Annotated in this window: 23 protein-coding genes; 7 read left to right on the top strand and 16 right to left on the bottom strand. The window is 38.8% G+C overall.

Annotation, left to right across the window (positions count from 1 at the left end):
* Nucleotides 1-73 precede the first annotated feature (73 nt).
* The gene (locus tag A5888_RS01095) at nt 74-1,744 is read right to left on the bottom strand and encodes a formate--tetrahydrofolate ligase (RefSeq protein WP_086347440.1); all 1,671 of its coding nucleotides are present in this window, start codon (nt 1,742-1,744) and stop codon (nt 74-76) included.
* Between the two features lie 181 nt (nt 1,745-1,925).
* Between A5888_RS01095 and A5888_RS01090 the strand changes: the two genes are divergently transcribed.
* Nucleotides 1,926-2,126 carry a cold-shock protein gene (locus A5888_RS01090; protein WP_086347439.1) on the top strand — a complete coding sequence of 67 codons (201 nt, stop codon included), beginning with the start codon at nt 1,926-1,928 and terminating at the stop codon, nt 2,124-2,126.
* Between the two features lie 198 nt (nt 2,127-2,324).
* On the opposite strand, the gene A5888_RS01085 is transcribed toward A5888_RS01090, so the two are convergent.
* The gene (locus tag A5888_RS01085; RefSeq protein ID WP_170924672.1) at nt 2,325-2,696 is read right to left on the bottom strand and encodes an Asp23/Gls24 family envelope stress response protein; all 372 of its coding nucleotides are present in this window, start codon (nt 2,694-2,696) and stop codon (nt 2,325-2,327) included.
* A gap of 434 nt (nt 2,697-3,130) precedes the next feature.
* Between A5888_RS01085 and A5888_RS01080 the strand changes: the two genes are divergently transcribed.
* Both A5888_RS01080 and A5888_RS01075 read left to right on the top strand, forming a co-directional pair.
* Nucleotides 3,131-3,463 carry a carboxymuconolactone decarboxylase family protein gene (locus A5888_RS01080; protein WP_086347437.1) on the top strand — a complete coding sequence of 111 codons (333 nt, stop codon included), beginning with the start codon at nt 3,131-3,133 and terminating at the stop codon, nt 3,461-3,463.
* Between the two features lie 165 nt (nt 3,464-3,628).
* A complete protein-coding gene (locus A5888_RS01075) occupies nt 3,629-3,805 on the top strand; it encodes a hypothetical protein (protein WP_339101863.1) in 177 nt (58 codons plus the stop codon).
* 134 nt (nt 3,806-3,939) lie between these two features.
* Here the strand turns inward: A5888_RS01075 and A5888_RS01070 are convergent, their stop codons facing one another.
* Both A5888_RS01070 and gdhA read right to left on the bottom strand, forming a co-directional pair.
* Entirely contained in the window at nt 3,940-5,289 is a 1,350-nt protein-coding gene (locus A5888_RS01070) for a glucose-6-phosphate isomerase (RefSeq protein WP_086347436.1), read from the bottom strand.
* A gap of 277 nt (nt 5,290-5,566) precedes the next feature.
* Entirely contained in the window at nt 5,567-6,913 is a 1,347-nt protein-coding gene (gdhA, locus tag A5888_RS01065; protein WP_086347435.1) for an NADP-specific glutamate dehydrogenase, read from the bottom strand.
* A gap of 261 nt (nt 6,914-7,174) precedes the next feature.
* Here gdhA and A5888_RS01060 point away from each other — a divergent pair, with 261 nt between their 5' ends.
* The gene (locus tag A5888_RS01060) at nt 7,175-8,461 is read left to right on the top strand and encodes an NAD(P)/FAD-dependent oxidoreductase (protein WP_086347434.1); all 1,287 of its coding nucleotides are present in this window, start codon (nt 7,175-7,177) and stop codon (nt 8,459-8,461) included.
* Between the two features lie 208 nt (nt 8,462-8,669).
* Nucleotides 8,670-9,101: a hypothetical protein gene (locus A5888_RS01055; RefSeq protein ID WP_339101862.1), complete on the top strand. Its 432-nt coding sequence runs from the start codon at nt 8,670-8,672 to the stop codon at nt 9,099-9,101.
* A 92-nt stretch (nt 9,102-9,193) separates the two neighbouring features.
* Here the strand turns inward: A5888_RS01055 and A5888_RS01050 are convergent, their stop codons facing one another.
* From A5888_RS01050 to A5888_RS01040, 3 genes are all read right to left on the bottom strand, one after another.
* On the bottom strand, nt 9,194-10,936 hold the full coding sequence (locus tag A5888_RS01050; RefSeq protein WP_086347433.1) for a 1-deoxy-D-xylulose-5-phosphate synthase: 1,743 nt from the start codon (nt 10,934-10,936) through the stop codon (nt 9,194-9,196).
* A gap of 54 nt (nt 10,937-10,990) precedes the next feature.
* Entirely contained in the window at nt 10,991-11,389 is a 399-nt protein-coding gene (locus tag A5888_RS01045) for a MerR family transcriptional regulator (RefSeq protein WP_086347432.1), read from the bottom strand.
* 424 nt (nt 11,390-11,813) lie between these two features.
* Nucleotides 11,814-13,208 carry a 6-phospho-beta-glucosidase gene (locus tag A5888_RS01040; protein ID WP_086347431.1) on the bottom strand — a complete coding sequence of 465 codons (1,395 nt, stop codon included), beginning with the start codon at nt 13,206-13,208 and terminating at the stop codon, nt 11,814-11,816.
* 612 nt (nt 13,209-13,820) lie between these two features.
* Here A5888_RS01040 and A5888_RS01035 point away from each other — a divergent pair.
* Nucleotides 13,821-14,801 carry a LacI family DNA-binding transcriptional regulator gene (locus A5888_RS01035; protein ID WP_086347430.1) on the top strand — a complete coding sequence of 327 codons (981 nt, stop codon included), beginning with the start codon at nt 13,821-13,823 and terminating at the stop codon, nt 14,799-14,801.
* Nucleotides 14,802-14,856: 55 nt separating this feature from the next.
* On the opposite strand, the gene A5888_RS01030 is transcribed toward A5888_RS01035, so the two are convergent.
* The 9 genes from A5888_RS01030 to A5888_RS00990 all read right to left on the bottom strand — a co-directional run bounded on the left by A5888_RS01030 (nt 14,857) and on the right by A5888_RS00990 (nt 21,924).
* Nucleotides 14,857-16,119: an ABC transporter permease gene (locus tag A5888_RS01030; RefSeq protein ID WP_086347429.1), complete on the bottom strand. Its 1,263-nt coding sequence runs from the start codon at nt 16,117-16,119 to the stop codon at nt 14,857-14,859.
* Nucleotides 16,112-17,011, bottom strand: a complete 900-nt coding sequence (locus tag A5888_RS01025; RefSeq protein ID WP_086347428.1) for an ABC transporter ATP-binding protein — start codon at nt 17,009-17,011, stop codon at nt 16,112-16,114. The genes A5888_RS01030 and A5888_RS01025 overlap by 8 nt, the downstream gene beginning before the upstream one ends.
* A gap of 31 nt (nt 17,012-17,042) precedes the next feature.
* A complete protein-coding gene (locus A5888_RS01020; RefSeq protein WP_139843791.1) occupies nt 17,043-17,219 on the bottom strand; it encodes a DUF6440 family protein in 177 nt (58 codons plus the stop codon).
* Between the two features lie 19 nt (nt 17,220-17,238).
* Nucleotides 17,239-17,928 carry a DUF2812 domain-containing protein gene (locus tag A5888_RS01015; RefSeq protein WP_086347427.1) on the bottom strand — a complete coding sequence of 230 codons (690 nt, stop codon included), beginning with the start codon at nt 17,926-17,928 and terminating at the stop codon, nt 17,239-17,241.
* On the bottom strand, nt 17,918-18,241 hold the full coding sequence (locus A5888_RS01010) for a PadR family transcriptional regulator (protein ID WP_086347426.1): 324 nt from the start codon (nt 18,239-18,241) through the stop codon (nt 17,918-17,920). Before A5888_RS01010 ends, A5888_RS01015 begins: the two co-directional genes overlap by 11 nt.
* A gap of 98 nt (nt 18,242-18,339) precedes the next feature.
* Nucleotides 18,340-18,801, bottom strand: a complete 462-nt coding sequence (locus A5888_RS01005; RefSeq protein WP_086347425.1) for a hypothetical protein — start codon at nt 18,799-18,801, stop codon at nt 18,340-18,342.
* The gene (locus A5888_RS01000) at nt 18,798-19,007 is read right to left on the bottom strand and encodes a helix-turn-helix transcriptional regulator (RefSeq protein ID WP_086347424.1); all 210 of its coding nucleotides are present in this window, start codon (nt 19,005-19,007) and stop codon (nt 18,798-18,800) included. The genes A5888_RS01005 and A5888_RS01000 overlap by 4 nt, the downstream gene beginning before the upstream one ends.
* A 125-nt stretch (nt 19,008-19,132) precedes the next feature.
* Nucleotides 19,133-20,929, bottom strand: coding sequence for an excinuclease ABC subunit UvrC (gene uvrC, locus A5888_RS00995; protein WP_086347423.1), 1,797 nt, complete (start codon nt 20,927-20,929; stop codon nt 19,133-19,135).
* Between the two features lie 80 nt (nt 20,930-21,009).
* Entirely contained in the window at nt 21,010-21,924 is a 915-nt protein-coding gene (locus A5888_RS00990; protein WP_086347422.1) for a DMT family transporter, read from the bottom strand.
* A gap of 136 nt (nt 21,925-22,060) precedes the next feature.
* Here A5888_RS00990 and A5888_RS00985 point away from each other — a divergent pair, with 136 nt between their 5' ends.
* Entirely contained in the window at nt 22,061-23,491 is a 1,431-nt protein-coding gene (locus A5888_RS00985; RefSeq protein WP_086347421.1) for a PLP-dependent aminotransferase family protein, read from the top strand.
* Nucleotides 23,492-23,651: the final 160 nt, after the last annotated feature.

The raw sequence follows: 23,651 nt of genomic DNA, 5'->3' as shown, positions 1-23,651 counted from the left end.
AAAAATATTCCTCCATTAACAACATCAAAAAGCATAAGAGATTCAGAAAATCTCTTATGCTTTTATTCGGATTTTAGAATAGACCAATAGCATTTCCGTCTTTATCGATATCCATATTTAATGCTGCTGGCTTCTTAGGCAGTCCCGGCATTGTCATCACATCACCAGTCAACGCTACAACAAACCCAGCACCAAGCTTCGGTACCAACTCACGAATAGTTACGGTAAAGTCTTCTGGTTTACCAAGCTTCGTCGGATCATCTGACAAAGAATATTGAGTCTTAGCCATACATACAGGCAAACGATCCCATCCATACTTCGTAAATGTTTCCAACTGCTTTTGTGCTTTTGGAGAAAATACAACTTCTTTGCCGCCGTAAATTTTCTTGACAATTGTTTCAATTTTTTCTCCAAGACCAATCCCCATTGAGTAGATTGTACGGAAATCTGCTGTTTGTTTGTCAATCGTTTCAATAACTGTCTTTGCCAAAGCTTCTCCGCCTTCTGCGCCTTTTTCCCAAACCTGAGTTAGTTCCACTGGAACACCGGCCTCTGAGCAAAGGTCAAGGAGAATCTCCACTTCCTTTTTCGTATCGCTGACAAACTCATTGATCGCAACAACCACTGGTAAACCATAGCTTTCCATGTTTTCAATATGTTTTTTCAGATTTGCAAAGCCCTTTTTCAAGGCAAAGACATTTTCTGCATTCAATTCATTTTTAGCAACCCCGCCATGCATCTTCAGAGCACGAATCGTTGCAACGATCACTACAGCATCCGGTGATTTTTTTAAGTTTGGCACTTTGATATCAAGAAATTTCTCTGCACCAAGATCGGCGCCAAAGCCAGCCTCTGTCACAACATAATCACCTAGCTTCAATGCCGTTTTCGTTGCGAGAATACTGTTGCATCCATGTGCGATATTCGCAAAAGGGCCCCCATGAACAAACGCCGCTGTTCCATATATCGTTTGAACTAGGTTGGGCTTGATTGCATCCTTCAATAATAGAGCTAACGCCCCTTGAATCTCCAAGTCACTGACTGTTACTGGCTCACGGTCAAAGGTATAACCAACAACAATGTTGCCAAGACGTAATTTAAGGTCTTCTAAGTCAGACGCCAGACAAAGAATCGCCATGATTTCACTGGCTACAGTAATGTCAAACCCATCCTCACGAGGAACACCTTGGATTGGGCCGCCCAGACCAACAATCACCTGTCTCAATTCTCGATCATTCAGATCTACAACACGCTTCCATATGATCCTTCGCGCGTCAATGTTTAGTTCATTCCCTTGTTGAATATGATTATCCAACAAAGCTGATAACGCATTATTGGCCGTTGTAATTGCATGCATATCGCCAGTAAAGTGTAAGTTGATGTCCTCCATTGGCAAGACCTGCGCGTAGCCTCCGCCAGTAGCTCCCCCTTTTATACCCATCACTGGACCTAGGGACGGTTCTCTCAGTGCAATCACTGTCTTCTTCCCAATTCGATTCAGCGCATCCCCTAAACCGATAGTTACTGTTGACTTTCCTTCGCCAGCTGGGGTTGGGTTAATCGAAGTAACTAAGATCAACTTGCCATCTTCCTGATTATCCAAGCGTTTCATTGATGGAAAATCGATTTTTGCCTTATATTTTCCATAAAATTCCAAATCATCTGCGCGCAAATCAATAGATTCAGCTATTTTTTGAATCGGCTGTAATGCTACTTCTTGTGAAATCTCAATATCTGTCTTCATTTTTTCCTCTTTTCCCGAACTTTATTCTATCACTCGTTTGTTTTCGTTAAGATATTTTCTATTATAACCCTTCTTTTTTTACTTTTCCATGTTTATCTAATAGCTATTCCAAAATGTTGACCTTTTCTGTGTTTGTCATTATAATGAGACTAGTTTCAAATCTCAAAGGAGTGTGAACAGAATGGAAAAGGGTTTCGTCAAATGGTTCGACAGCAGAAAAGGATATGGATTTCTTGCATACAACGAAGATGAAGAAATTTTCGTTCATTTCACTGCAATAGAAGAAGAAGGCTTTAAGAATTTGGAAGAGAATCAAGAAGTAACATTTGAAGTTGTTGAAGGTTCGCGCGGATTGCAGGCTGCTCACGTGAAGAAAATATAAAGAGAAACAAGAAGCTGAAAGCTTGAAATGATTTTAAAAGTTTATGGTACAAACTACCTTTTAAAATCAGCTCTTCTTTCAGCTTCTTTTTTATTCGTCAGCATGCCTTCCCTTGTCATAAAAAAATCAATCATTTTGGTAAATAGAAATGTACTTCTCAATCGTTTCTTTATCACTTACCCAGCCTTCAGTATCCGTTTATTCAGCACTCAAGGTCAAGTATTCTTCTTTTGTCACAATATTTTCGACATGTACATTTACTTCTGTTACTTCAAAATTCGTTACTCTTTCGATATCCTCCGAAACCTTCCTTTTAATTGCCAAAAATATTTCACTTAGATTTTTTCCAAACTCAATAATGATTGTCAATTGAACAGTCACGTTTCTTTTCTCTACATTGATTTCTATGCCATTTATTGGCTCACTCTCTTCGGCTAGAGGTGCTGTGTCTTCTGCAGTAAAAAGCTCCCCATCGATTGACAACAGACCATCGATCGTATTTAGCGATGACTCAATGATCGTTTCCAAAACCTTTTCTTCAAAATCCAACGTTGTCTGCTCCTTATCCATATCCATTCCTCCAGTTCTTCCATTTATATAATTCCTATACTATCAATAGTAAAGAAGCCTAAAGAAAAATACAAAAATATGGGTTTGGATATTTTTTTTTTAAAAGAAAAACTGCCTCATTTGGGTAATGAGGCAGTAAAAGGAGTTTTACTCTATAAATAGAGTAAAGTAAAAAAATAAAAGGTTGTTAGGGTTTTATTATAAACTTTATCATACTAAGAGTCAACTAATTTTTATAATTTAATTACTATAAAATGAAAAGATACTTTTGTCCTATTGTATACACCCTAAAAAAAGATGTATACTAAAAAAAGTATCGTGCTTTCAGAACTTTATCTTTAAGGGCTATGGATTCTAAAGTACTGAAGTGAAATAAAAAGAGCTAATATTGACCGCATTAATCATCAAAAATACCCCAAAGGAGTGTTTAGTAAATGGAACAATCAAAAGAATACAACAGAACCGAAATGAATCAATTGATGGCTGAGACAGATGATTTCTTTGCTCAGTTTAATCAGTTGGATCAACAGGTTTACGCAGAAGGAGCTATTTCGAAAGAAAACAAAGAATTAATGGGACTGGCGATTTCAATCGTCACCAAATGTGATGAGTGCATTCTCTACCACTTGGAGCAATGTATTGAATTAGCTATTTCAAGGGAAAAAATGATTGAAGCTATCAAAATCGGTGTTATTGGTGGCGGTTCAGTTACATATCCACAAGCACGCTTTGCCTTCAAGACGTTACAAGAAAAACATCTATTGTAATCCTACGAGTTGAATCATTATCCTGCGGCTAGCTGCGGATATAATTTACTCATTTTTGAAAGTAAGTTGATAAAATATTGATAAAAAAATAAATAACAATCGTTTTTTCTTATTGACTTGGTTCTTTTCTTAGTAGAAAATGATACCAAGGAGGTTGGTTGTTCCATGAGGAAAATTATATTTGGAATTGTTCTGTTTATCGTCGGCTATATTGTCTATACTGTAAACCCTACATTTTTTAACTTATTCAAAAATGTTAAGGCACTAATAAAACTTAGCTTAATAGCAGCAATTATTCTACTTGCCTTTAGAAAGAAAATGACTCCTGACGATGGAGAATAAACAGACAGTCCTCGTATAATGCACACCTATTTCCCCTGTAGATTCGCTATGCTTTTATCAAAATGAATGATTTCATAAAAAATACCGCAAAAAGATTAACTCTTTCTGCGGTATTTTCAATTATTTATTGTAAATTACAGGCGTTCGTTCAATTCTTTTGCAAGATCTTCAAAGCCTGGTTTGCCAAGTAGTGCAAACATGTTCGCTTTGTAGGCTTCTACTCCTGGTTGGTCAAATGGGTTAACGCCATTTAAGTACCCTGAGATTCCCACTGCAATCTCAAAGAAGTACATAACGTAGCCTAATGAGTAGGCATCCATTTCCGGAACTTTCACGATCATGTTTGGTACATCACCATCTGTATGTGCCAGTAATGTTCCTTCAAACGCTTTTGTATTCACATAATCGATTTCTTTTCCTTGCAAGTAGCCTAGCCCATCCAAGTCTTCATCCTGTAGAGGAATTGTTAATGTATGGCGAGGTTTTTCGATTTTAACCACTGTTTCAAACAGATTACGCATACCATCTTGAACGTATTGCCCCATAGAATGCAAATCCGTTGAAAAGTCAGCTGCTGCAGGGAAAATGCCTTTTTGATCTTTCCCTTCAGATTCGCCGTACAATTGTTTCCACCATTCAGAGAAATAGTGCATGCCTGGTTCATAGTTGATCAGCATTTCCGTTGTTTTCCCTTTACGGTACAAGATATTTCTCAATGCAGCATATTGATAGGCCGCATTTTCTTTCAAATCAGTTGTTGCAGCATATTCTTTGCGAGCATCATTTGCGCCCGTCATCAGAGCATCAATATCTGCACCACTAACAGCGATTGGTAATAAACCAACAGGAGTCAATACAGTGAAACGTCCACCAACATCATCTGGAATCACAAAAGTTTCCCAGCCCTCAGCGTCTGCCTCAACTTTTACAGCACCTTTTGCACGGTCAGTTGTTGCATAAATACGTTTATTTGCTTCTTCTTTTCCATATTTTTTGATTAGTAATTCTTTGAACACACGGAAAGCAATTGCCGGCTCTGTTGTTGTTCCTGATTTAGAAATAACGTTCACAGAAAAATCACGGTCTCCAATCACATTGATCAAGTCAACTAAATAGGTTGAGCTGATACTGTTTCCAGCAAAGAATACTTGAGGTACTTTGCGCTCCTCTTTTGTTAAGGCATTGCTGAATGAATGCTGTAAAAACTCTATCGCAGCACGTGCGCCTAAATAAGAGCCTCCGATTCCAATAACAACAAGCACGTCTGAATCAGATTGAATTTTTTCAGCTGCTTTTTTGACACGAGCAAACTCTTCTTTGTCGTAGTTTTCAGGCAGATCGATCCATCCTATATAATCGTTCCCCGCACCTGTTCCCCCACGCAATGCTTTATCAACCGCATCAACCTGAGCTTGCATATATTCCAATTCATGATCAGCAACAAAAGGTGCTAATTTGGAATAGTCAAATTTAATGTGAGACATTCCTTCTCCTCCTTGAAAATAAACTTAATACACTACTACTTTACGTTTTTTTCCTACTTTAATCAAGTAATTTATAAACATATAGACCAATAATAAAAACTGAACGAAATCGGGCAGCTCTCAAACAAAAGCTACTCTGTAAATTTTAGAGACACTTTTCGTCACAGATTTATCGAGCACTTCTTACTGAAGAGAGCTGTTCACAAGGCAAGATAACAAGAACGGCTGAACATATTGTCTAACCCACGTGCAATATACCGAATTTCGTCTTAGTTGCTTATACCAATCCTTGGCTGATCATGGCCTTAGCTACTCGTTCGAACCCAGCAACATTGGCGCCTAATACAAAGTTATTTTCTTGTCCGTACTCTTTCGCAGTATCACGGCAGATTTCAAAGATGTTCTTCATGATATCATCTAACATACCGTCTACTTTTTCAAATGACCATGATAGACGTTCAGAGTTTTGACTCATTTCCAGTGCAGATACCGCTACTCCACCCGCATTCGCTGCTTTTCCTGGACAATAAAGAACATTATTTTTTTCAAATACATGAACAGCATCAAGTGTACATGGCATATTTGCGCCCTCAGCAACAATTTTCGCCCCATTTTCTACCAAAATAGCTGCTTGTTCTGCATTTAGCTCATTTTGAGTGGCACATGGAAGAGCAATATCGTATGCTTCTTTCAGATCCCATACAGATTGACCATCATAATAAGTCGCATTTTTACGTGTTTCTACATATTTAGAGATTCTTTCACGTTTTTTTTCTTTGATTTCTTTTACCAACTCAACATCAATGCCCTCTGGATCATAAACGAATCCTGTAGAATCAGAACAAGTTAAAACTGTTGCGCCTAGCTCTGTCGCTTTTTCCATCGCATAGATAGACACATTTCCACTTCCAGAAACAACAACTTTTTTCCCGTCAAAGCTGTCGTTTAAATCGTTCAATAGATGACGAACAAAGTAAACAGCGCCATACCCAGTGGCCTCTGTTCTTGTTTGACTACCCCAATAGGTTAACGGTTTCCCAGTCAAAACGCCCGCATCATAATTTCTAATGCGTTTGTAAGTTCCGTACAAGTAGCCGATTTCTCTAGCACCTACACCAATATCTCCAGCTGGAACATCTGTGTTTGGCCCAATATGCTTTTGCAGCTCAGTCATAAAGCTTTGACAAAAACGCATCACTTCTCCATCTGATTTTCCTTTTGGATCAAAATCACTACCACCTTTACCACCACCAATTGGTAGACCGGTCAGGCTATTTTTAAAAATTTGCTCAAACGCTAAGAATTTTAAAACACTTACATTTACGCTTGGATGGAAACGAAGACCGCCTTTATACGGACCAATCGCAGAATTATACTGGATACGATAGCCTCGATTCACACGCCAATTTCCCTTGTCATCTTGCCATGGTACTCTAAACTGAATGACTCTTTCCGGCTCAATCAACAATTCTAGAATATTTGCTTCTGCGAATTCTGGATTTTTTTCTAAAAATGCCTCCATACTTGGCAAGAACTCATCAATTGCCTGCAAGTATTCCGTTTGCCCACTATCCTTTTCTCCAAGCTTTTCCCGAATTTCTTTTACATACTTTTTAATATCCATACATTCACCTTCCTTTAAGTTTGTTTTAATTTTACCCTAATTACTGAACTTTTTCACATATATTTACAGAAAAAATGAAAAAATATGTATATCGCGCCCAATTGATCAAAGAAACAAGCTATTCTCTACCTAATGCAGAGGAAAAATGCTTTTCACAAAAGAAATAATTTACCCAAATTTTTACAAGTCCACTCTAAAAAGACTAGAGATAAATATTCCCAGTATTTTATGGTACACTATTAACTGAAATGGAGGAAGAAAATGACTAAATTTGATGTAATAGTAATCGGTGCCGGTACAAGCGGACTCATGGCCGCAATCGCTGCAGCAGAGCATGGCAGCCGAGTCCTTCTACTTGAGAAAAACAAGCGCATCGGTAAAAAACTTCTTTTAACAGGCGGGGGCCGTTGCAATGTAACAAATAATCGTTCGCCGGAAGAAATCATTGCACACATTCCTGGAAATGGAAAATTCTTATATAGTGCTTTCTCCCAATACAACAATCAAGATATCATTCACTTTTTTGAATCAAATGGGACAGCATTAAAAGAAGAAGATCATGGTCGGATGTTTCCCACGACGGATCGTTCTCAAACGATTGTTGAGACGTTGCATACGAAGCTAAAAGAGCTTGCAGTAACTTTATATACAGAAGCGCCTGTCAAAAAAATTCTGAGAAAAGATAATCAAATCATTGGTGTAGCTCTTGAAAACCAAAAAATCTATGCTCCATGTGTCATCCTTGCCACAGGTGGAAAGACATATCCTTCCACTGGATCTACAGGAGATGGCTATCGATTTTCTGAAGCTTTAGGACACTCAATTTCACCACTTTATCCAACAGAATCACCTATTCGCTCAGAAGAACCTTTTATAAAGAAAAAAACACTTCAAGGAATTTCTTTGAGAGATGTTCAGCTTTCTGTATTGAACAAAAAAGGAAAAGCAATCGTCTCTCATCAAATGGATTTACTGTTTACCCATTTCGGTATTTCCGGACCGGCAGCACTGCGCTGTTCAAGCTTTGTCAATCAAGCCTTGAGCAAAAATCCAGGACAAGCTGTCCAGCTATCATTAGACATATTTCCTGAAACAACTGAAAAGCAGCTGATTATTGATGTTACAAGAAGGATTCAAGCGGAACCAGAGAAGCAGCTGAAAAACACGTTACGGCAATTCCTTCCGGAGCGTTTACTTGAATTTTTACTAGAGAAAAACGAATTAGGTGAACAAAAGGGAAGACAGCTTTCTGAGCAACAGCTAGAAATGTTCATCAAAAGTATGAAGGACTTCCGAATTACCGCCAGCGGAACGTTTCCCCTAGAAAAATCTTTTGTCACAGGCGGAGGTATTTCATTAAAAGAGATCCAGCCCAAAACAATGGAAAGTAAGTTGGTTCAAGGATTGTTCTTTTGCGGCGAAGTCATAGATATCAACGGATATACAGGTGGGTATAACATCACTGCAGCATTGGTAACTGGGCATAATGCTGGGCAGCATGCGGCTGAAATGGCTGACTATATGAGCTATGTCATTGATGAGTATTAAAGAAAATAGTAAGCTATGATTCCTAAAATTCACACTACTTTTGGCTCCCCGCTCCTTGTCAAGCCAACAGCTATCAAGCAATACGGCATAAGGTCCTACCCTCGGCTACAGCCACAGATGGAGAAAATAACTCTCAGAAATCAGTCAAAAGGCTGATTTCTTTTTCTGAAAATCATGGGAAAATAGATTCATACAGGAGGTGAGCACCATGAAAATCAAACTAAAAAAACAAACACATTGGGGCTGCATGAAACCATTAACCGTTTATGTCAATGATACAAAACAAGGAAAATTATTTAACTGCATTGCGATGGATTTAGAGGTTCAACCTGGAGATGAAATCAGCTTTAAAGAAGGCCCGTTACCAACATTCAAAAAAATTGAAGTTTCTTCTTATACAAAAGAAATCGTCATTACCAATTCAAATAACTTACAGCAATTATTCCTGAAATTTATGCTATTATTCTTAGTTCTATTCGCTTCTTGTCTTTTGATTCAGTCTATGCTGACTTTCTCAGCTTTAGGAATTGCTTTACTTATCGGCTTCATGTACCTATTCAGAGTACAGTCTTACCGTTTTGAGGTAGATGGACAATCTGAATGGTCTGCCTTCTCTGACTCTATTCGTCTATTTAAATAAATAAGTGACCATCAAAAAAATCGATACCCCAATTTTATGGGGCATCGATTTTTTTCTGCTAGTAAAGTGTTCTATTAAATCTATTATTTTCCTTATAAAACAGCTAATATATCTTCTGCAATCAACTCAGGTAATAAATGAAACTCCTCATAGAGCTCCTCCATTGTCTGATGATGATTGAATCGTTTTTGCGCGCCAAAGTTGAGTACTTTCATGTCGCTACTTCCATAATATCGACTGATTTTCTCTCCATAGCCGCCGTCCAAGCTGCCATCCTCTAAGGTTACCACCACTTGATGTTTTTCCTGTAGCTGTTTCAGAAGCTCAGAGTCAAAATACGTAAAGGATCTTGGGTTGATCAAGGTTGCGTCAACGTGATGTTCCTGTAGTTTTTTCGCCGTTTCCTCACCTAAGCCTAGGAAGCCACCTGTAGCTAGAATGGCTACTTTCTCACCTTGCTTCTCTATAGCCCACTCTAAAGGATGAAACGTCCCTTCAGCCAATGGTGCAGAGACGAAGCCTCTTTCCGGAATACGAATGGCAACAGGGTGTTCATTTTGTTCAAGTGCCCAATTCAGCATCTCCCGAACTTCTTCTTTACTGGTTGGAGCCAAGTAAATGATATTGGGTATACTGGTAATATATGGAATATCAAAGCTTCCTTGATGGGTTGGGTCTCCCCCGCTGATTTTACCACCTTTAACAATGATTACAGCCGGTAAATCATTGATTGCTAAATCATGGGACAATTGATCATACGCTCTTTGCAGGAACGTACTAGAATGGAAAATAACTGGTTTTGCGCCAGCTTTTGCTAGTCCTGCTGCGTAAGTAATCGAGTGCTGTTCCGCAATTCCTACATCGATGTAGTGGTCTGGATGTTGTTTTTGAAGCTCTTTCAACCCAAACAACCCTGGAATAGCTGCCGTTATTGCAACAATCGGTTGTTGTTCTTCGATTTTCTTAGTCAGTACATCAATAATCACTGAATCATAGCTTTCTCCTGAGCCAGGAGATTTACTGTCCCCGGTTTCCAAATCGAAGGGCATTTGCCAATGGAATCGCTCCTTGTTCGTAACAGCAGGCGTATACCCATGCCCCTTTTCAGTGTGAACATGAAGAACGATCGGCTTATTACTATTTTTAACCATTTCAAACGCTGTGATCATTTCAGCAACATTGTTTCCCTCTTCCACATACTGGTAATTCAACCCCATTGCAGTAAAAAGGTTGGTTGCAGCTTGCCCATTATTTTTTCTCAACTCAGCCAAGTTACGGTAAATCCCGCCATGGTTTTCTGCGATAGACATTTCGTTGTCATTAAGGACAACGATTAAGTTAGAATCAAGCTCAGCTGCATTGCTTAACCCTTCGAGTGCCAAGCCACCCGACAACGAACCATCTCCCAACACAGCAACAATATTTCCTGATTCTCCCTGAATATCTCTGGCCTTAGCCATCCCCACAGCTAGACTGACCGACGTTGAGGTATGCCCAACCGTGAAAAAGTCATGGGGACTTTCTTCCGGTGCTGTGTAGCCAGTCACTGATTTATAGCTGGTTTCATCCAACCATGCCTCTTTTCTTCCAGTCACTATTTTATGCGAATAGGATTGATGCGACACATCCCAAAGGATTTTATCCATTGGTGAATCGAAAACGTAATGAAACGCCAATGTTAATTCAACAACGCCTAGATTCGGACCGACATGTCCACCCGTTTGGCTAACTTTTTTTAGCAGGAGTCCTCGGATTTCTTCCGCTAATTTCTCCAACTCATTGATTGATAGTTTCTTTAAATCTGATGCTTGATTCACTTTATTGATTATTGTCAAATTGTTTCATCCCTTTTCTATTAATTGTATTTACCTACATATGCTTGTTCAATATTACTCAGCTTTATGAATAGGTGCATGCTCCTCATTGTCTAGCTTTTCCAGGTTTTCTTTTTCTGCCAACTCTTTATGAATAGCTATTTTTCGGTACAAATAACTGCGTGTTTCTTCCAGCTCCTCGATTTTCCGATCCAGCTCATCCTTCGTTCGGGCTAACACATTTAAAGAAAAATTATGGTCATTACTATGCGCTAAGACCTGTCGGATATCTTCTAACGACATACCTACATTTCGATAATGGAGGATTGTTTTCATCCGGTTAACTGCTTGCTCGTCAAAATCTCGAATCCCACGCTCATTTCTTGGAATAGCAATTAATTTTTCCTTTTCATAGAAACGTATTGTGTGGGCAGTCACACCAAACTGTTCAGCAATTTGCTTGATTGTAACCATGCCACCTCCCCTTTCTTATTCCTTTGTGCGATTCAGCACATGATTAACCTTACTGTATTAGAGTAGGTCTAAGTCAACAGCTAACTTGAACTATTTTTATCTTTTTACCATCGGAATATTGGATTCTCTATCATGGTCAAGTTAAAAATAGAAAATCCGGCATTCTCCTCTTTATCATAACTAGTTAAAGTTAGGTTTAGTCAATAGGAAAATGCATTTTTTTCATGAAAGATCATTTTAATTACATAAATTCTGAATAAATTGTATCCTTCATCTTATTGATAGACGGTCGCTACTAAGTCAAATAAGCCAAAATATCCTGAAAATAGGCGGACCTATTTTCAGGATACTTTAGCTTATTCAGGAGATAATTCACTTATACTTACTCTTTCATGTTGCTGTACTGCAAAAAACAAGGAGCTAATTAGTTGCTCTTCATCAACTCAGTTACGTAAGCAACTGTTTCAGGTTGATCTTTTTCAATTCTTGCAATATCAGCTGCAAAGTTAGGCAGGTGATTCTTGTGTGCAACTAGTAGTTCGTCTAACAATGTTCTTGCCATTGTTCCACCTGGAACCAATGGATTGATTGTAAAGGCATGCAATGCTGCACCATAATCACCATCAATGGCTGCACGAATAACTGTTTCTTCCATTGCTTTCATATTTTGAATGATGCCACGTGCTGGTGACGGGAATGCCCCCCAGTTATATGGTTCATGACCATGTGATGTTACTGGTCCAGATACTTCTACAACACAATCATATGGTAAATCGGTGATAGTCCCATTATTTTCAGTGGAAACCACCATGTCAGTACGTTTGTCATTGTAGATAGAAGCAATCATTTCACACGCAGCATCACTGTAGTGCGTACCGCCGCGTTGTTCTAATTCTTTTGGTTTGTAATCTAATTTAGGATCTTTGTATAACTCAAACAAACGAGTTTCAGTCTCTTTTACCACTTGTGCTCTTGTTTTACCTTCTTTGAACTCGTCGATAGAATGCTTCAGCATTTCATCTTCGATATAGTAGTAACGGTGATAACCACATGGCAACATACCTAAATCTTTGATCTGCTCATAATTATATGGTGCATCCCAAATATTTTTAAGATGACTTTCTTGTTCTTCTTGAGGTCCGTAAATAAGGTCAATCAGCTCTAATGTGCGTTCTTTTCCTGCTTTGTCCCATACACGATGCCAATGGAAGTGATTGATACCGGCAAATTTGAAGAATAAATCTTCTTCCGGAACACCCAATTTTTCTGCCGCTTGTTTTCTGTGGCCAATTGGTACATTACATAAACCTACTGTTTTTTTCCATCCACCATGCTTGATTGCTGCTTCCGTTACCATTCCTGCTGGATTGGTAAAGTTAACTAACCATGCATCTGGACATAGCTCTTCCATATCTTTAATGATGCCTAGAATAATCGGAATTGTACGGAATGCTTTAAACATCCCACCTGCCCCATTTGTTTCTTGGCCTAAAACACCATGAGATAGCGGAATACGCTCATCTTTAATACGTGCTTCCAATAAACCAACACGGAATTGTGTAGAAACAAAGTCTGCATCTTTCAATGCTGCACGACGGTCCAACGTCAAATGAACTTCCCAGTCTAAGCCAGCTGCTTTAACCATACGTTTCGCCATTTCGCCAACGATTTCCAATTTTTCTTTTCCTGCTTCGATATCTACTAACCAGATTTCTTTGATTGGCAGTTCATCTTTACGTTTGATATAACCTTCAATCAATTCAGGTGTATAACTTGAACCTCCACCAATTGTTGCGATTTTTAGTGCTCCTCTTGACATATAGTTCCCTCCTGGTGTTTTTTCAGATGTCACTCTGATATCGTTTACATTTACATTCTAATTTGTGGGAACATTCCCATGTCAAGCGCTTTTATAAACTTTTTTTATTTTCCCTGTTAAACACCACTTCTCTACCATTTCCATAATTGAAGTCAAAGATAATATCCAGTATACTAAATAGAAAAGCTGAATGAACTCGTCCAGCTCCCGAGCAATAAGGTAAAACTGGCGTGCGGTGTCCTTTACCTCAGGACACGTTTTGGCTTATTGTTAAGAGGAGCTAGTTCATGAAGCTAGACAAATAGAAAAGCTGAACAAGTCGCCTAGCTCACGAGTGATAAAGGAAACTGATTCAGTGATGCCCTTTATCACTGAAATCAGTTTATCTTATCACCGACTGAGCTGACTTGTAAAGCTAGACAAAAAACTGAGTAAGCTAGATCAACTTCAGAACAATTAGAAAAATTGGCAGTTAATGCTATTTACCTCAGGACAACTTTTAGCTTATTGTGGAGAATGATTAAGTCCGTAGAGTTTCCCGAACACTTGCTCTGTTAAGCTGTTTTCTGTAATCTAAACTATTCCCAAATAAATTTGGAGGAGAATTTATTCATGCCAACGATCATAGACGTCGCAAAAGTAGCAAATGTATCAAAATCAACTGTTTCCAGAGTCATCTCCGGAAATGGCTATGTCAGCAAGGAGAGCCGTGAGAAGGTCCTTGAAGCAATGGAAAAGTTGGCCTACTCTCCTAATTTAATTGCCAGAAATCTACAAAGCGGCGAAACAAAAACAATTGGATTCCTCGCACATGGGTACTTTGATTTGTTAGGTATATTTTTAAGCAATTTTATTTCTATCGCAAAATCTTATAATTACTATGTAACTGTCTATTTTACCGACGGAGACAAAAGAAAAGAGATTGATGCACTGAATCAGATGAAGTACAAACAGCTAGATGGTATCTTCATCCTGACTAGAGCGAATGAGTGGGATGTAATCGAGCCATACACAATGTACGGTCCTATCTCAACTTGGCACCGAGTTGATTCGAAGCGTGTCTATTCTGCCTATGTTGACCATTATTCCGGGTATTTCAATTCTCTCGAGTATCTTCATTCCAAAGGCTATGAAAAAATCGGACATGTTATGGGCAATCCTGAAAATCTAAACACTAAGGCTCGTATTAAAGCGATTGACAGTTTTTACAAAAAAACAGGTCTTGAGGTTAATCACGATTGGGTCTTTTATGATCCAATGCGTGAAAGTAGTGGGATGAAGATGGCTTATCAATGGCACCACATGAAAGATAAACCGGAAGCCATGGCCTTTTACACAGATTCTGTGGCCGCTGAGTTTATCTCAGAGCTGCAAAATTTAGGGTATGAAGTGCCTGAAGATGTGGCAGTGATTGGCTTTGATAATAGCCTCGTCAGCAAACTGATGCACATGACTACGGTTGACTATTCAATCAACCACCAGGCAAAAAACTCATTTATTCATATCTATAATGAATTGAATGAAGCCTCTCTTCCAAAACGGTCATTAGACATCGCATTGATCGAGAGAAAGACCACACCGAAAAGAAAATAGAGCAAAAAAAAGGCACTACTCAGCGATATGCAATCAATGAGTAGTGCCTTTTAATTTAGGCTTTCTTTTGTTCGTTTCTTAAAATAGAAAGTGATTGTTTCAGTGATTTCAGCATGCCGCCTTCACTGTAAACCAGCACGTTGGATTTGTATAGTTTCGCTGAGAATAACGTCAGTAAAATACCGAAAACCAACAGAACAGCTAGCGAGATAAATCCTTCTGTCATGGATGCTGTTTCCGTCGCTAAACGAATCGGCATAATGAACGAAGAAATCATCGGTATATAAGAAGTAACCTTGATGATAATATTCTGAGGATCTGTTGCTCCCAATGACAGCCCAATGAAGTAACCAATCATTGCCAGATAGATAATTGGTTGTACAGCCTTTGGTGTGTCTTCCGGTTTTGAAACCAGGGAACCACACAATGCTGCCAATACAGAATAAACAAAGATACCCAAAATAATAAAGATAAGTGTGAACCATAAGAAGCTTCCTAAAATCATATCTAAAGAGAAGCTAGCTAAAAAGTCCTTAACCATGTCTAAATCTTTAAACTGATTATAGCCAATAACCACACCAACTGCATAAATCAGAATTTGTGTGAAAGCAACTAAGATGACCCCTGTTAATTTACCGTAAAAATGCGTTTGTGCTCGTGTACTTGAAAGAATGACTTCCATAATCCGTGTTCCTTTTTCAGAAGCAATCTCCTGCGCAATGATTGATGCATAAGTCATAATAATGATCCATAGAACAATTGTCAAAACAAAAGAGATTGCAGATTGAACCGCTGTATTATCGATTCCTGTTGTCATTTTTCCATCTTCACCAAAGTTGACCTTGGCTTTTTCAAAGCTTGCCGGTTGCTGTAGGCTCGCTACCTGTTCTGCTGTCAGGTTCAACTTGCCCGCATTAATAGACGTTTGAATCCCGTTCAAGAGCTGTTGGATCGTCAAATCTGTCATAGAACCCATAGAAGACTCAGAGTACAATTTCCCTTTGATCTCTTCATTTTCTGAATCCAATACAAGGAAAGCTTCAATGTCGCCTTTTTTCAATTGCTTTTCAGCATCCTTTTGAGAGTCAACTGTCTTAAATTCAAAATCATCCAGTTCGACCTGGCTTAGTTGTCCTGCCAAAGCCGTATCATCAGAAACGATCGCAATCTTATCAGGACCAGAGAATCCGCCTGAAAAAGAGATTGCTGCATACATGACACCCATCAATAGAAATGGTGCTAAAATCATGATTACAAAGGACACCGATTTAATATTTTTCTTATATACGTCTAGTGCGATTACCCAAAATTTATTCATTTGGTTCACCTGCTTTCATCTTGAATATCTCTTCTAAGGTTGGTGGTTGTTGATTGAACATTGGGATATAACCGAATTGTGTTGCTCTGGTAAAGATTTCTTCACCGGCCTTCGGATCACTCAACGTTGCATCCACAATACCATCTCCACGTTTAATTGCAGAGCTGACTCCATCAATCGAAGCCACTTCCTCAGCTGAAAGCGAGGACTCCAAGAAGACTTTTGTTCTACCGAAGCTTTCACGAATCTCATGAACTTTCCCGTTAAGAACAATTTTTCCGCTTCGAAGCATCAGCAAATGATCACAAATTTTTTCTACATTATCCATATTATGGCTGGAGAAGATAACACAGGAACCTTTTTGCTTCAACTCAATGATTCCGTCCTTCAAAAGCTCAGCATTGACTGGGTCCAACCCACTAAACGGCTCATCCAAAATAACCAACTTCGGCTCATGAATCAGCGTTGCAATCAGCTGGACTTTTTGCTGATTCCCTTTGGACAATGATTTTACTTTATCTGTTTTCTTCCCTTTGACTTTGAATTTTTCCATCCATTCATCAATTTTTGGTTTGATTTCCTGTTTACTTTTCCCACGTAATTCCGCAAAATAAATCAATTGTTCTTCAATGCTGACTTTCGGATACAATCCTCTTTCTTCTGGAAGGTAACCAATGTCGTTATAATCCTTTTCAGTTAGCTCGTGGCCATTCCATAATACTGTTCCTTTGTCTTGTGTCAAAAAATCCAGGATCAAGCGAAAGGTAGTTGTTTTCCCAGCACCATTCTGTCCGATCAATCCTAAAATTTTTCCATCTGGTATTTCAAAAGAAATATCATCTACTGCTGTGAAATCGCCAAATGTTTTAACCAAATTTTTAACTTCTAACATTTCATACCCTCCTAATTTTGACTCGTCTTTTCTATTTTGTAACTATCGGTTTCCCATTCTCATCCAATAAAGGTGTTAATCCTCCGGCATAGCCTTGAGAAACGAATAGATAGTTTACTCCTGTTTCCTTATCAACAAGTATTACCGTTTGTTCCTTAATGACACCGAGATTTTCTCTTAAGGTGATATCAAACCTTTTTTCACTCATTCTTCTTTCCTCCATTTTTTTAAAATCCTGCCAAGCCTGTATAGCTCATTAATGCACCTAAGATTGCTCCAATGATCATCAATACAATAATATCTCGCCAATACTTTTGCTTCTTAGCAAATTGCTCCGGTCGATCATAGAACTTCTTTCGGTCCTTGTAGATGATAAGAGAAAAAATAACATTGATAATTATCGCCAATGGCATAACAGTGAAAAATGTACCAAAAAAGATGACAAACATCCTTAGCGAAATAAAGAGTGTGGTGTGTGGAACGTCCCACTTTCCCATCTGGATAGTCAACCAAATAAAAATTAGTCCGATTGGTATACAAAATAGATTCTGCCAGAACATCCAAATCCATTCTTTATACATCCTCATTCCGTAGCTTTCTTCATCTGAATAAATAGTCGGTGTGTATGGGTCTGCTTTGAAATAGAAATATTTTTTCTTATACGTAGCAACATACGTCCAACCAGCCTCTGCATAAATACTTAGGTATTCATCAAGCTCATCCTTTGAACCAGAGAAAAAGTCGACAGAGAATTTTTTATTTTCCGGAGCTGCTTTAGAAAACTTCAACAGACCAAATCCGTTCATTTTTTGAAATGCCCAGCCTTGTTGCGCCTGTTCCTTTAAAATCTCCATTTCCCTTTCAGAATAAAAAGCAACGCCTCGTGAAAAAATATATTTTTTTCCATTAATAATCATTCTCTGCCCTCCTTTTCTCAGCAACTAAAGATTCTCCAGCCTGATAAAGAAGCTTTCTGCGGTTGATGTCTCTTTCTAACACTTCCAAGCCCAGCTCAGTAATCAGATAGATTTTCTTTCGTTCGTCATTTTCCTCCAACGTGATGTAGCCGCTCTTTTGAAGTTTCTTTAAGATCGTATACATACTTGCCGGACCGATCGACATGGTTCCGTTTGTGACTGCACTCACTTGCTTCATGATCGCATACCCGTGCTGCGGTTGAAGTAAGGCAAGTAAAATCAAATAACTAGAATCTGTCAGCGTATCTTCCATTGAGATTCCCTCACTATATCATCCTTGGATATATCAACATGTGATATATCACTTAGTGATATAATAGCGAATTCTCATTTTACTGTCAATAGAATTTTTTACATTTTTCTCTGATGATAAATGTATGCTGCCAAATACAGCAAAAGATACGTACTGATCATTGTCGCAAATATCACACTGTAGATGGGCTTCACAAATGCAGTTATTATTGTTATCAAAACAAGGAGGAGAATGAATACTCTTACAGCAGTAATCAACGCTTGATTATTAATCGCAATATTTCGTTCGTCAAACTCTTCTCGCTTATTCTTTTCCATTTTTTCTTTGTTATCCAACATTTGCTTGTTTTTGAATGACAAAATAATTCCAATAGCAATCAGTCCTACGCCAAAACCATTTGTATAAGAAGCTTCATGACCGCCTGATTTCAAAAGCAAGAACGACAACGCACTAATAATTGCGCCAACAACAATCATCCCTACAAATAATCTTTTTCTGTTCTGAAGTGTCCGCTTATAATCCTTATTTTGTCCTCCGTTGAATTTCATTCCAAACTTCATATATTCTCCTCCTCTAAATCAAACACAAAAATTTCTTCGATCGTCTGATCAAAAAACTGAGCGATTTTATGCGCCAACACTAAAGACGCATTGTACCTTCCATTTTCAAGCGAAATAATCGTTTGCCTCGTTACGCTCACTGCATCGGCTAATTCGCTTTGTGTGATTTTATTTGCTTTTCTTAATTCTTGTATTTTATTTTGCATTGGACCGCCTCCCAAAAACGTATAGCTGGCTTTACAAAAAAAGTATAGCTCACTTTACTATTTTTGTAAAGCTCACTATACTAAAAAAAGCAAAATATCCGTTAGTCAGCGGATACCTTGCTCTTCTATTCTTTATTTTCCTTATCCTCGCCCTCATGAAGATGACTATATACATTCTGGGCAACGTTCTTGGGGAGTCCAGCCAGCCTCAAGTCTTCAATAGAAGCAGCGGTGATATTCTTCAAGGATTTGAATTGGCGTAAGAGTTCTTTCTTTCGTTTTGGACCTAACCCTTCAATATCATCCAATTTGGAAGCAAAGCTGTTTTTACTTCTAAGCTGACGATGGAAAGTAATCGCAAATCGATGGACTTCATCCTGAATTCTTTGCAGTAAGAAAAATTCCTGTGAATTTCTTTCTAATGGAATGACTGAGAGCTCTGGACCAAATAATAATTCACTGGTTTTATGCTTGTCATTTTTAGCCAAACCGGCAATCGGGATATCCAAACCAAGCTGATTGGCAAGAACATCTCTTGCGACATCTACCTGGCCTTTTCCTCCATCGATCACAATCAAATCTGGAAACGGCAGTCCTTCTTTGAGCACACGAGAATAGCGACGATAGATAACCTCTCGCATTGACGCATAATCATCCGGCCCTTTGACCGTCTTTATCTTATATTTTCGGTATTCCTTTTTCGCAGGCTTGCCATCAATAAAGACCACCATTGCAGAAACCGGATCTGTCCCCATAATATTCGAGTTATCAAAGGCTTCGATCCGTATAGGCACGGGAATATTCATAGCATCACCCAGTCGTTCCACCGCACCAATCGTGCGTTCCTGTTTGCGAACAATTAAATCAAATTTTTCCTGTAAAGCAACCGTTGCATTTTTTCCTGCCAGCTTCACAAGCTTCTTCTTTTCTCCCCGTTGCGGCTGAATGACTTTTGTTGCCAACAAAGCTTCTACACTTTCTTTATCAATGTTATCGGGTATCAATACCTCTTTAGGAATAAAATGCTCATTCTCCTGATAAAACTGACCAATAAATGTTAGGAAATCATCTTCAGCTTCATCATAAAATGGAAAAATCGAAACATCCCGTTCGATCAGCTTTCCTTGACGGATGAAGAAAACCTGAACACACATCCAGCCCTTGTCCACGGCATAGCCAAAGACATCTCTATCCACTAAATCCGCATTCGTCATCTTCTGACGCGTCATGACTGTTTCGATCGATTTGATTAAATCACGATACTCTGCCGCCTTCTCGAATTCCATCTTTTCAGCGGCTGATGACATCTTATCCTCCAGCTGTTTTTGGATTTCAGGATAGCCGCCATTAAGAAAGCGACGAATCTCTCCGACCATTTCAGTATATTTCTCTTTGGGAATATCAAAAACACAAGGAGCCAAACATTGGCCCATATGGTAATAAAGGCAAACTTCTTTTGGCAGGACCTTACATTTCCGCAAAGGGAACAGCCGATCCAACAAACGTTTTGTATCATTTGCCGCTTTTACATCTGGGTAAGGCCCAAAATATAGCGCCTTATCCTTCAAGACTTTCCGAGTAATCAATAATCTCGGGTAAGCTTCGTTGGTTATCTTAATAAAAGGATAGCTTTTATCATCCTTCAACATGATGTTATATTTTGGATCATTTTTGTGAATCAGATTGATTTCCAGTAACAGGGCCTCAATATTCGATTCTGTGACAATATATTCGAAATCCTCGATTTCACTGACAAGGCGTTCCGTCTTAGTATCATGGCTCCCTGTAAAATAGGAGCGGACACGATTTTTTAATATTTTGGCTTTCCCTACATAGATTACCGTGCCATGTTTATCTTTCATCAGATAGCAGCCCGGCTGATCAGGAAGTAACGCCAGTTTGTGCTTTATTCGTTCATTCATTCGCTTGTTCCTCTCTTCGCTATCTGACTTATTATAGCATGAGACACTGATTTGTGCGAGAAAACGGGAATGTACGTTCTTTATTTGTTTATAGACTGCTCCAACTGTCGTTCAGGGCTACTCTCTGTTTTTTTACTATACTGCATTTTGACCAGATAAACGCCAAATATGACAATCACTATGCCCATCATCTCTTTTGTTGTTATTTTTTCAGCAAAGAAAATGAAGGAATAAACCGAAGCAATTGCCGGCTGTGCCAAACAGATAACAGAAGAAAGATTGACACTGATTTTCCCTTGACAATAAGCGAGTAAATTATGCCCTATTACTTGTAGACAAATCGTTAACCCCAGAATAGGCCAAATAGCTGACCAAGTCACAGGAATACGAAGCCCCTCCACAGCTCCTGCAGTAAAAAACAGACTGATGGTGGTTCCAATGCCGCTGATGAACATGATAATGCCACTACTCAAGTGATCTCTAAGATGATAACAAATCAGTAAAAAGCCGGCGTAGAAAAAAGAAGCACACAATGCTAAAAAATCACCAAAGTAACTAGCCGATGAAGGAACAGCTTTTCCACCAATTAATAGAAAAACCCCTAGAATAGTCAGACCTGCGCCGATTGGAAAAAGGCGAGGAATCTTCTCCTTAAAAAGAAAGAAAGACAAAGGGATTACTGTGAACGGAGTTAAATTAGTCAATAGGTTTGCGTTAGCAACAGTTGTATACGTAAAAGATAGGTTCCACAGTGCAATATCACCTGCTAAAAAAACACCGGCAAACAATAACAATAGCCAGTCTCTCTTCGCTATCCCTTTTAGCTCCTTGCGCACGAGCAGCCCTAAAATCGGCAAGGAAAACAGTACTCGATAAAACCCTGTATTGATTGGAGGCAGCTGACTAAATTTTACAAAAATCCCTCCTGTAGCTAAAAATGACACCGCAACAAGTGCTAGAATCACATCATTTGTTTGATTTCCTCTGTTTTTCATCCTCTATCCTTCCCTTCTTTTACCCAAAATATCTTTACATGACTTGATATTTTTCTATGATATACTAAAGATGGCCCCGTAATAAGTGCCACTAAAGAATATTTTTACCATGCCACCCGAGAAAGGAAGCCATGCAATGATTTTTTTAGATCGTTCGAAAAAAGAAGCTCTTTATCTTCAGCTATACTATCAATTGAAAGAAGAAATCCTAACTGGTGTGCGTAAGGAAGGGGACTGCTTGCTAGGAAGCAGAGCCGCCGCGAAGCAACTTGATATCAGCCGACATACTGTTGATACAGCCTACAGTCAATTAGCAGCCGAGGGATATATTGCTGCGGAAAAAGGGCTTGGTTTTTTTGTCCAGGCTGTTCCCGTACTCCCTAACAGTCGATCCATCTATCCTTTGAAAGAAAAAAATAGTCTTTCTTTCAAAAATTCGAAAAAAGTAACGGTTGGACAACCTAACATTCTTTATGACCTGACAAACAGCAGTCATACAAGTAATCTTTTTCCAAAAAAGCTTTGGCAAAAGTATACTGCTCAATGCTTGGATCGTCTTTATAGAGAAGAAATGATCTCATCCTTGCAAGACAAGCAAGGTGAATTGTTCCTTCGTGAATCACTTACAGACTATCTCCAACGCATGCGTGGTGTTCATTGTCACCCTGATCAGATTATTTTGACTAGCGGCACGCAGCAATCTCTGGATTTTTTATGCAAGCTTCTTTTCAAGACAAATACGCCTGTATTGATGGAAGAACCCGGATATAACAAAGCTGTCTCTGTATTCAACAATAATCAACGAACCACCCAAACCATTCCAATAGATGAGCAAGGCGTCTGTGTTGATAATCTGCCATCAGTCAAAGCGGATACACTTCTCTACACCACGCCATCACACCAATTTCCGACAGGGGTGACCTTGACAATTGGTCGGCGCTACGAACTGTTGAAATGGGCATATACGCACAAAAGCTATATTATTGAGGATGATTATGACAGTGAGCTTCGCTACTATGCGAAACCAATTCCTGCTTTACAATCCATCGATCAACAGGACCGTGTCATTTATCTCGGAACTTTTTCGAAAGTTCTTTCACCCTCATTGCGGATGAGCTACATGATACTTCCACCACAGCTAACCGAAGCTTATCAAAAAATGTTCAGCGATTATAACAGCACAGTTCCTTTATTGAATCAATATATTGTTGCAACCCTGATTGAGGAAGGCAAATATGACCAGCATGTTCGCCGCTTGAATCAAGTGTTTAAAAAGAGACTAGAGGTGTTTACCCACTCATTTGCTGACGTTCAAGAAAAAATGACGCTCTCCAGTAATGGGAGCGGTCAATATTTTCTCCTGACATTCGCTGAACCAGTTCAACAAGAGGAATTGATCTCCGCAGCAGCGAATTACGGAGTGAAGGTTTACTCTACAATGAATTTTTGGCAAGAGAAAGCTTCTTGTCCTCCAAATACACTATTTTTGGGATTTAGTAAAATTGAACTTGCTGATATTCCAGACTGTGCCCAACGCTTGAAAAAAGCTTGGAAAAACTGGCTTTAAATCACTATTCAACTGGTAGACATAGGCAATTTTCATTTGTTGCATGAAGTAATTTTCCCCTCACTGCTAACGGTAACTCATTCATTTCACCTGTTTCAAATCAATTAAAAAAATCGAGCCCTCTCACTTAGAGAGAACTCGATTTTTTGATTGAATCTTT

Origin of the sequence: Enterococcus sp. 9E7_DIV0242 (genome assembly GCF_002140975.2) — a bacterium.
In the GTDB taxonomy this organism is placed as follows: Bacteria; Bacillota; Bacilli; order Lactobacillales; family Enterococcaceae; genus Enterococcus_L; species Enterococcus_L clewellii.
This window is presented reverse-complemented; position numbering and strand designations above follow the sequence as displayed.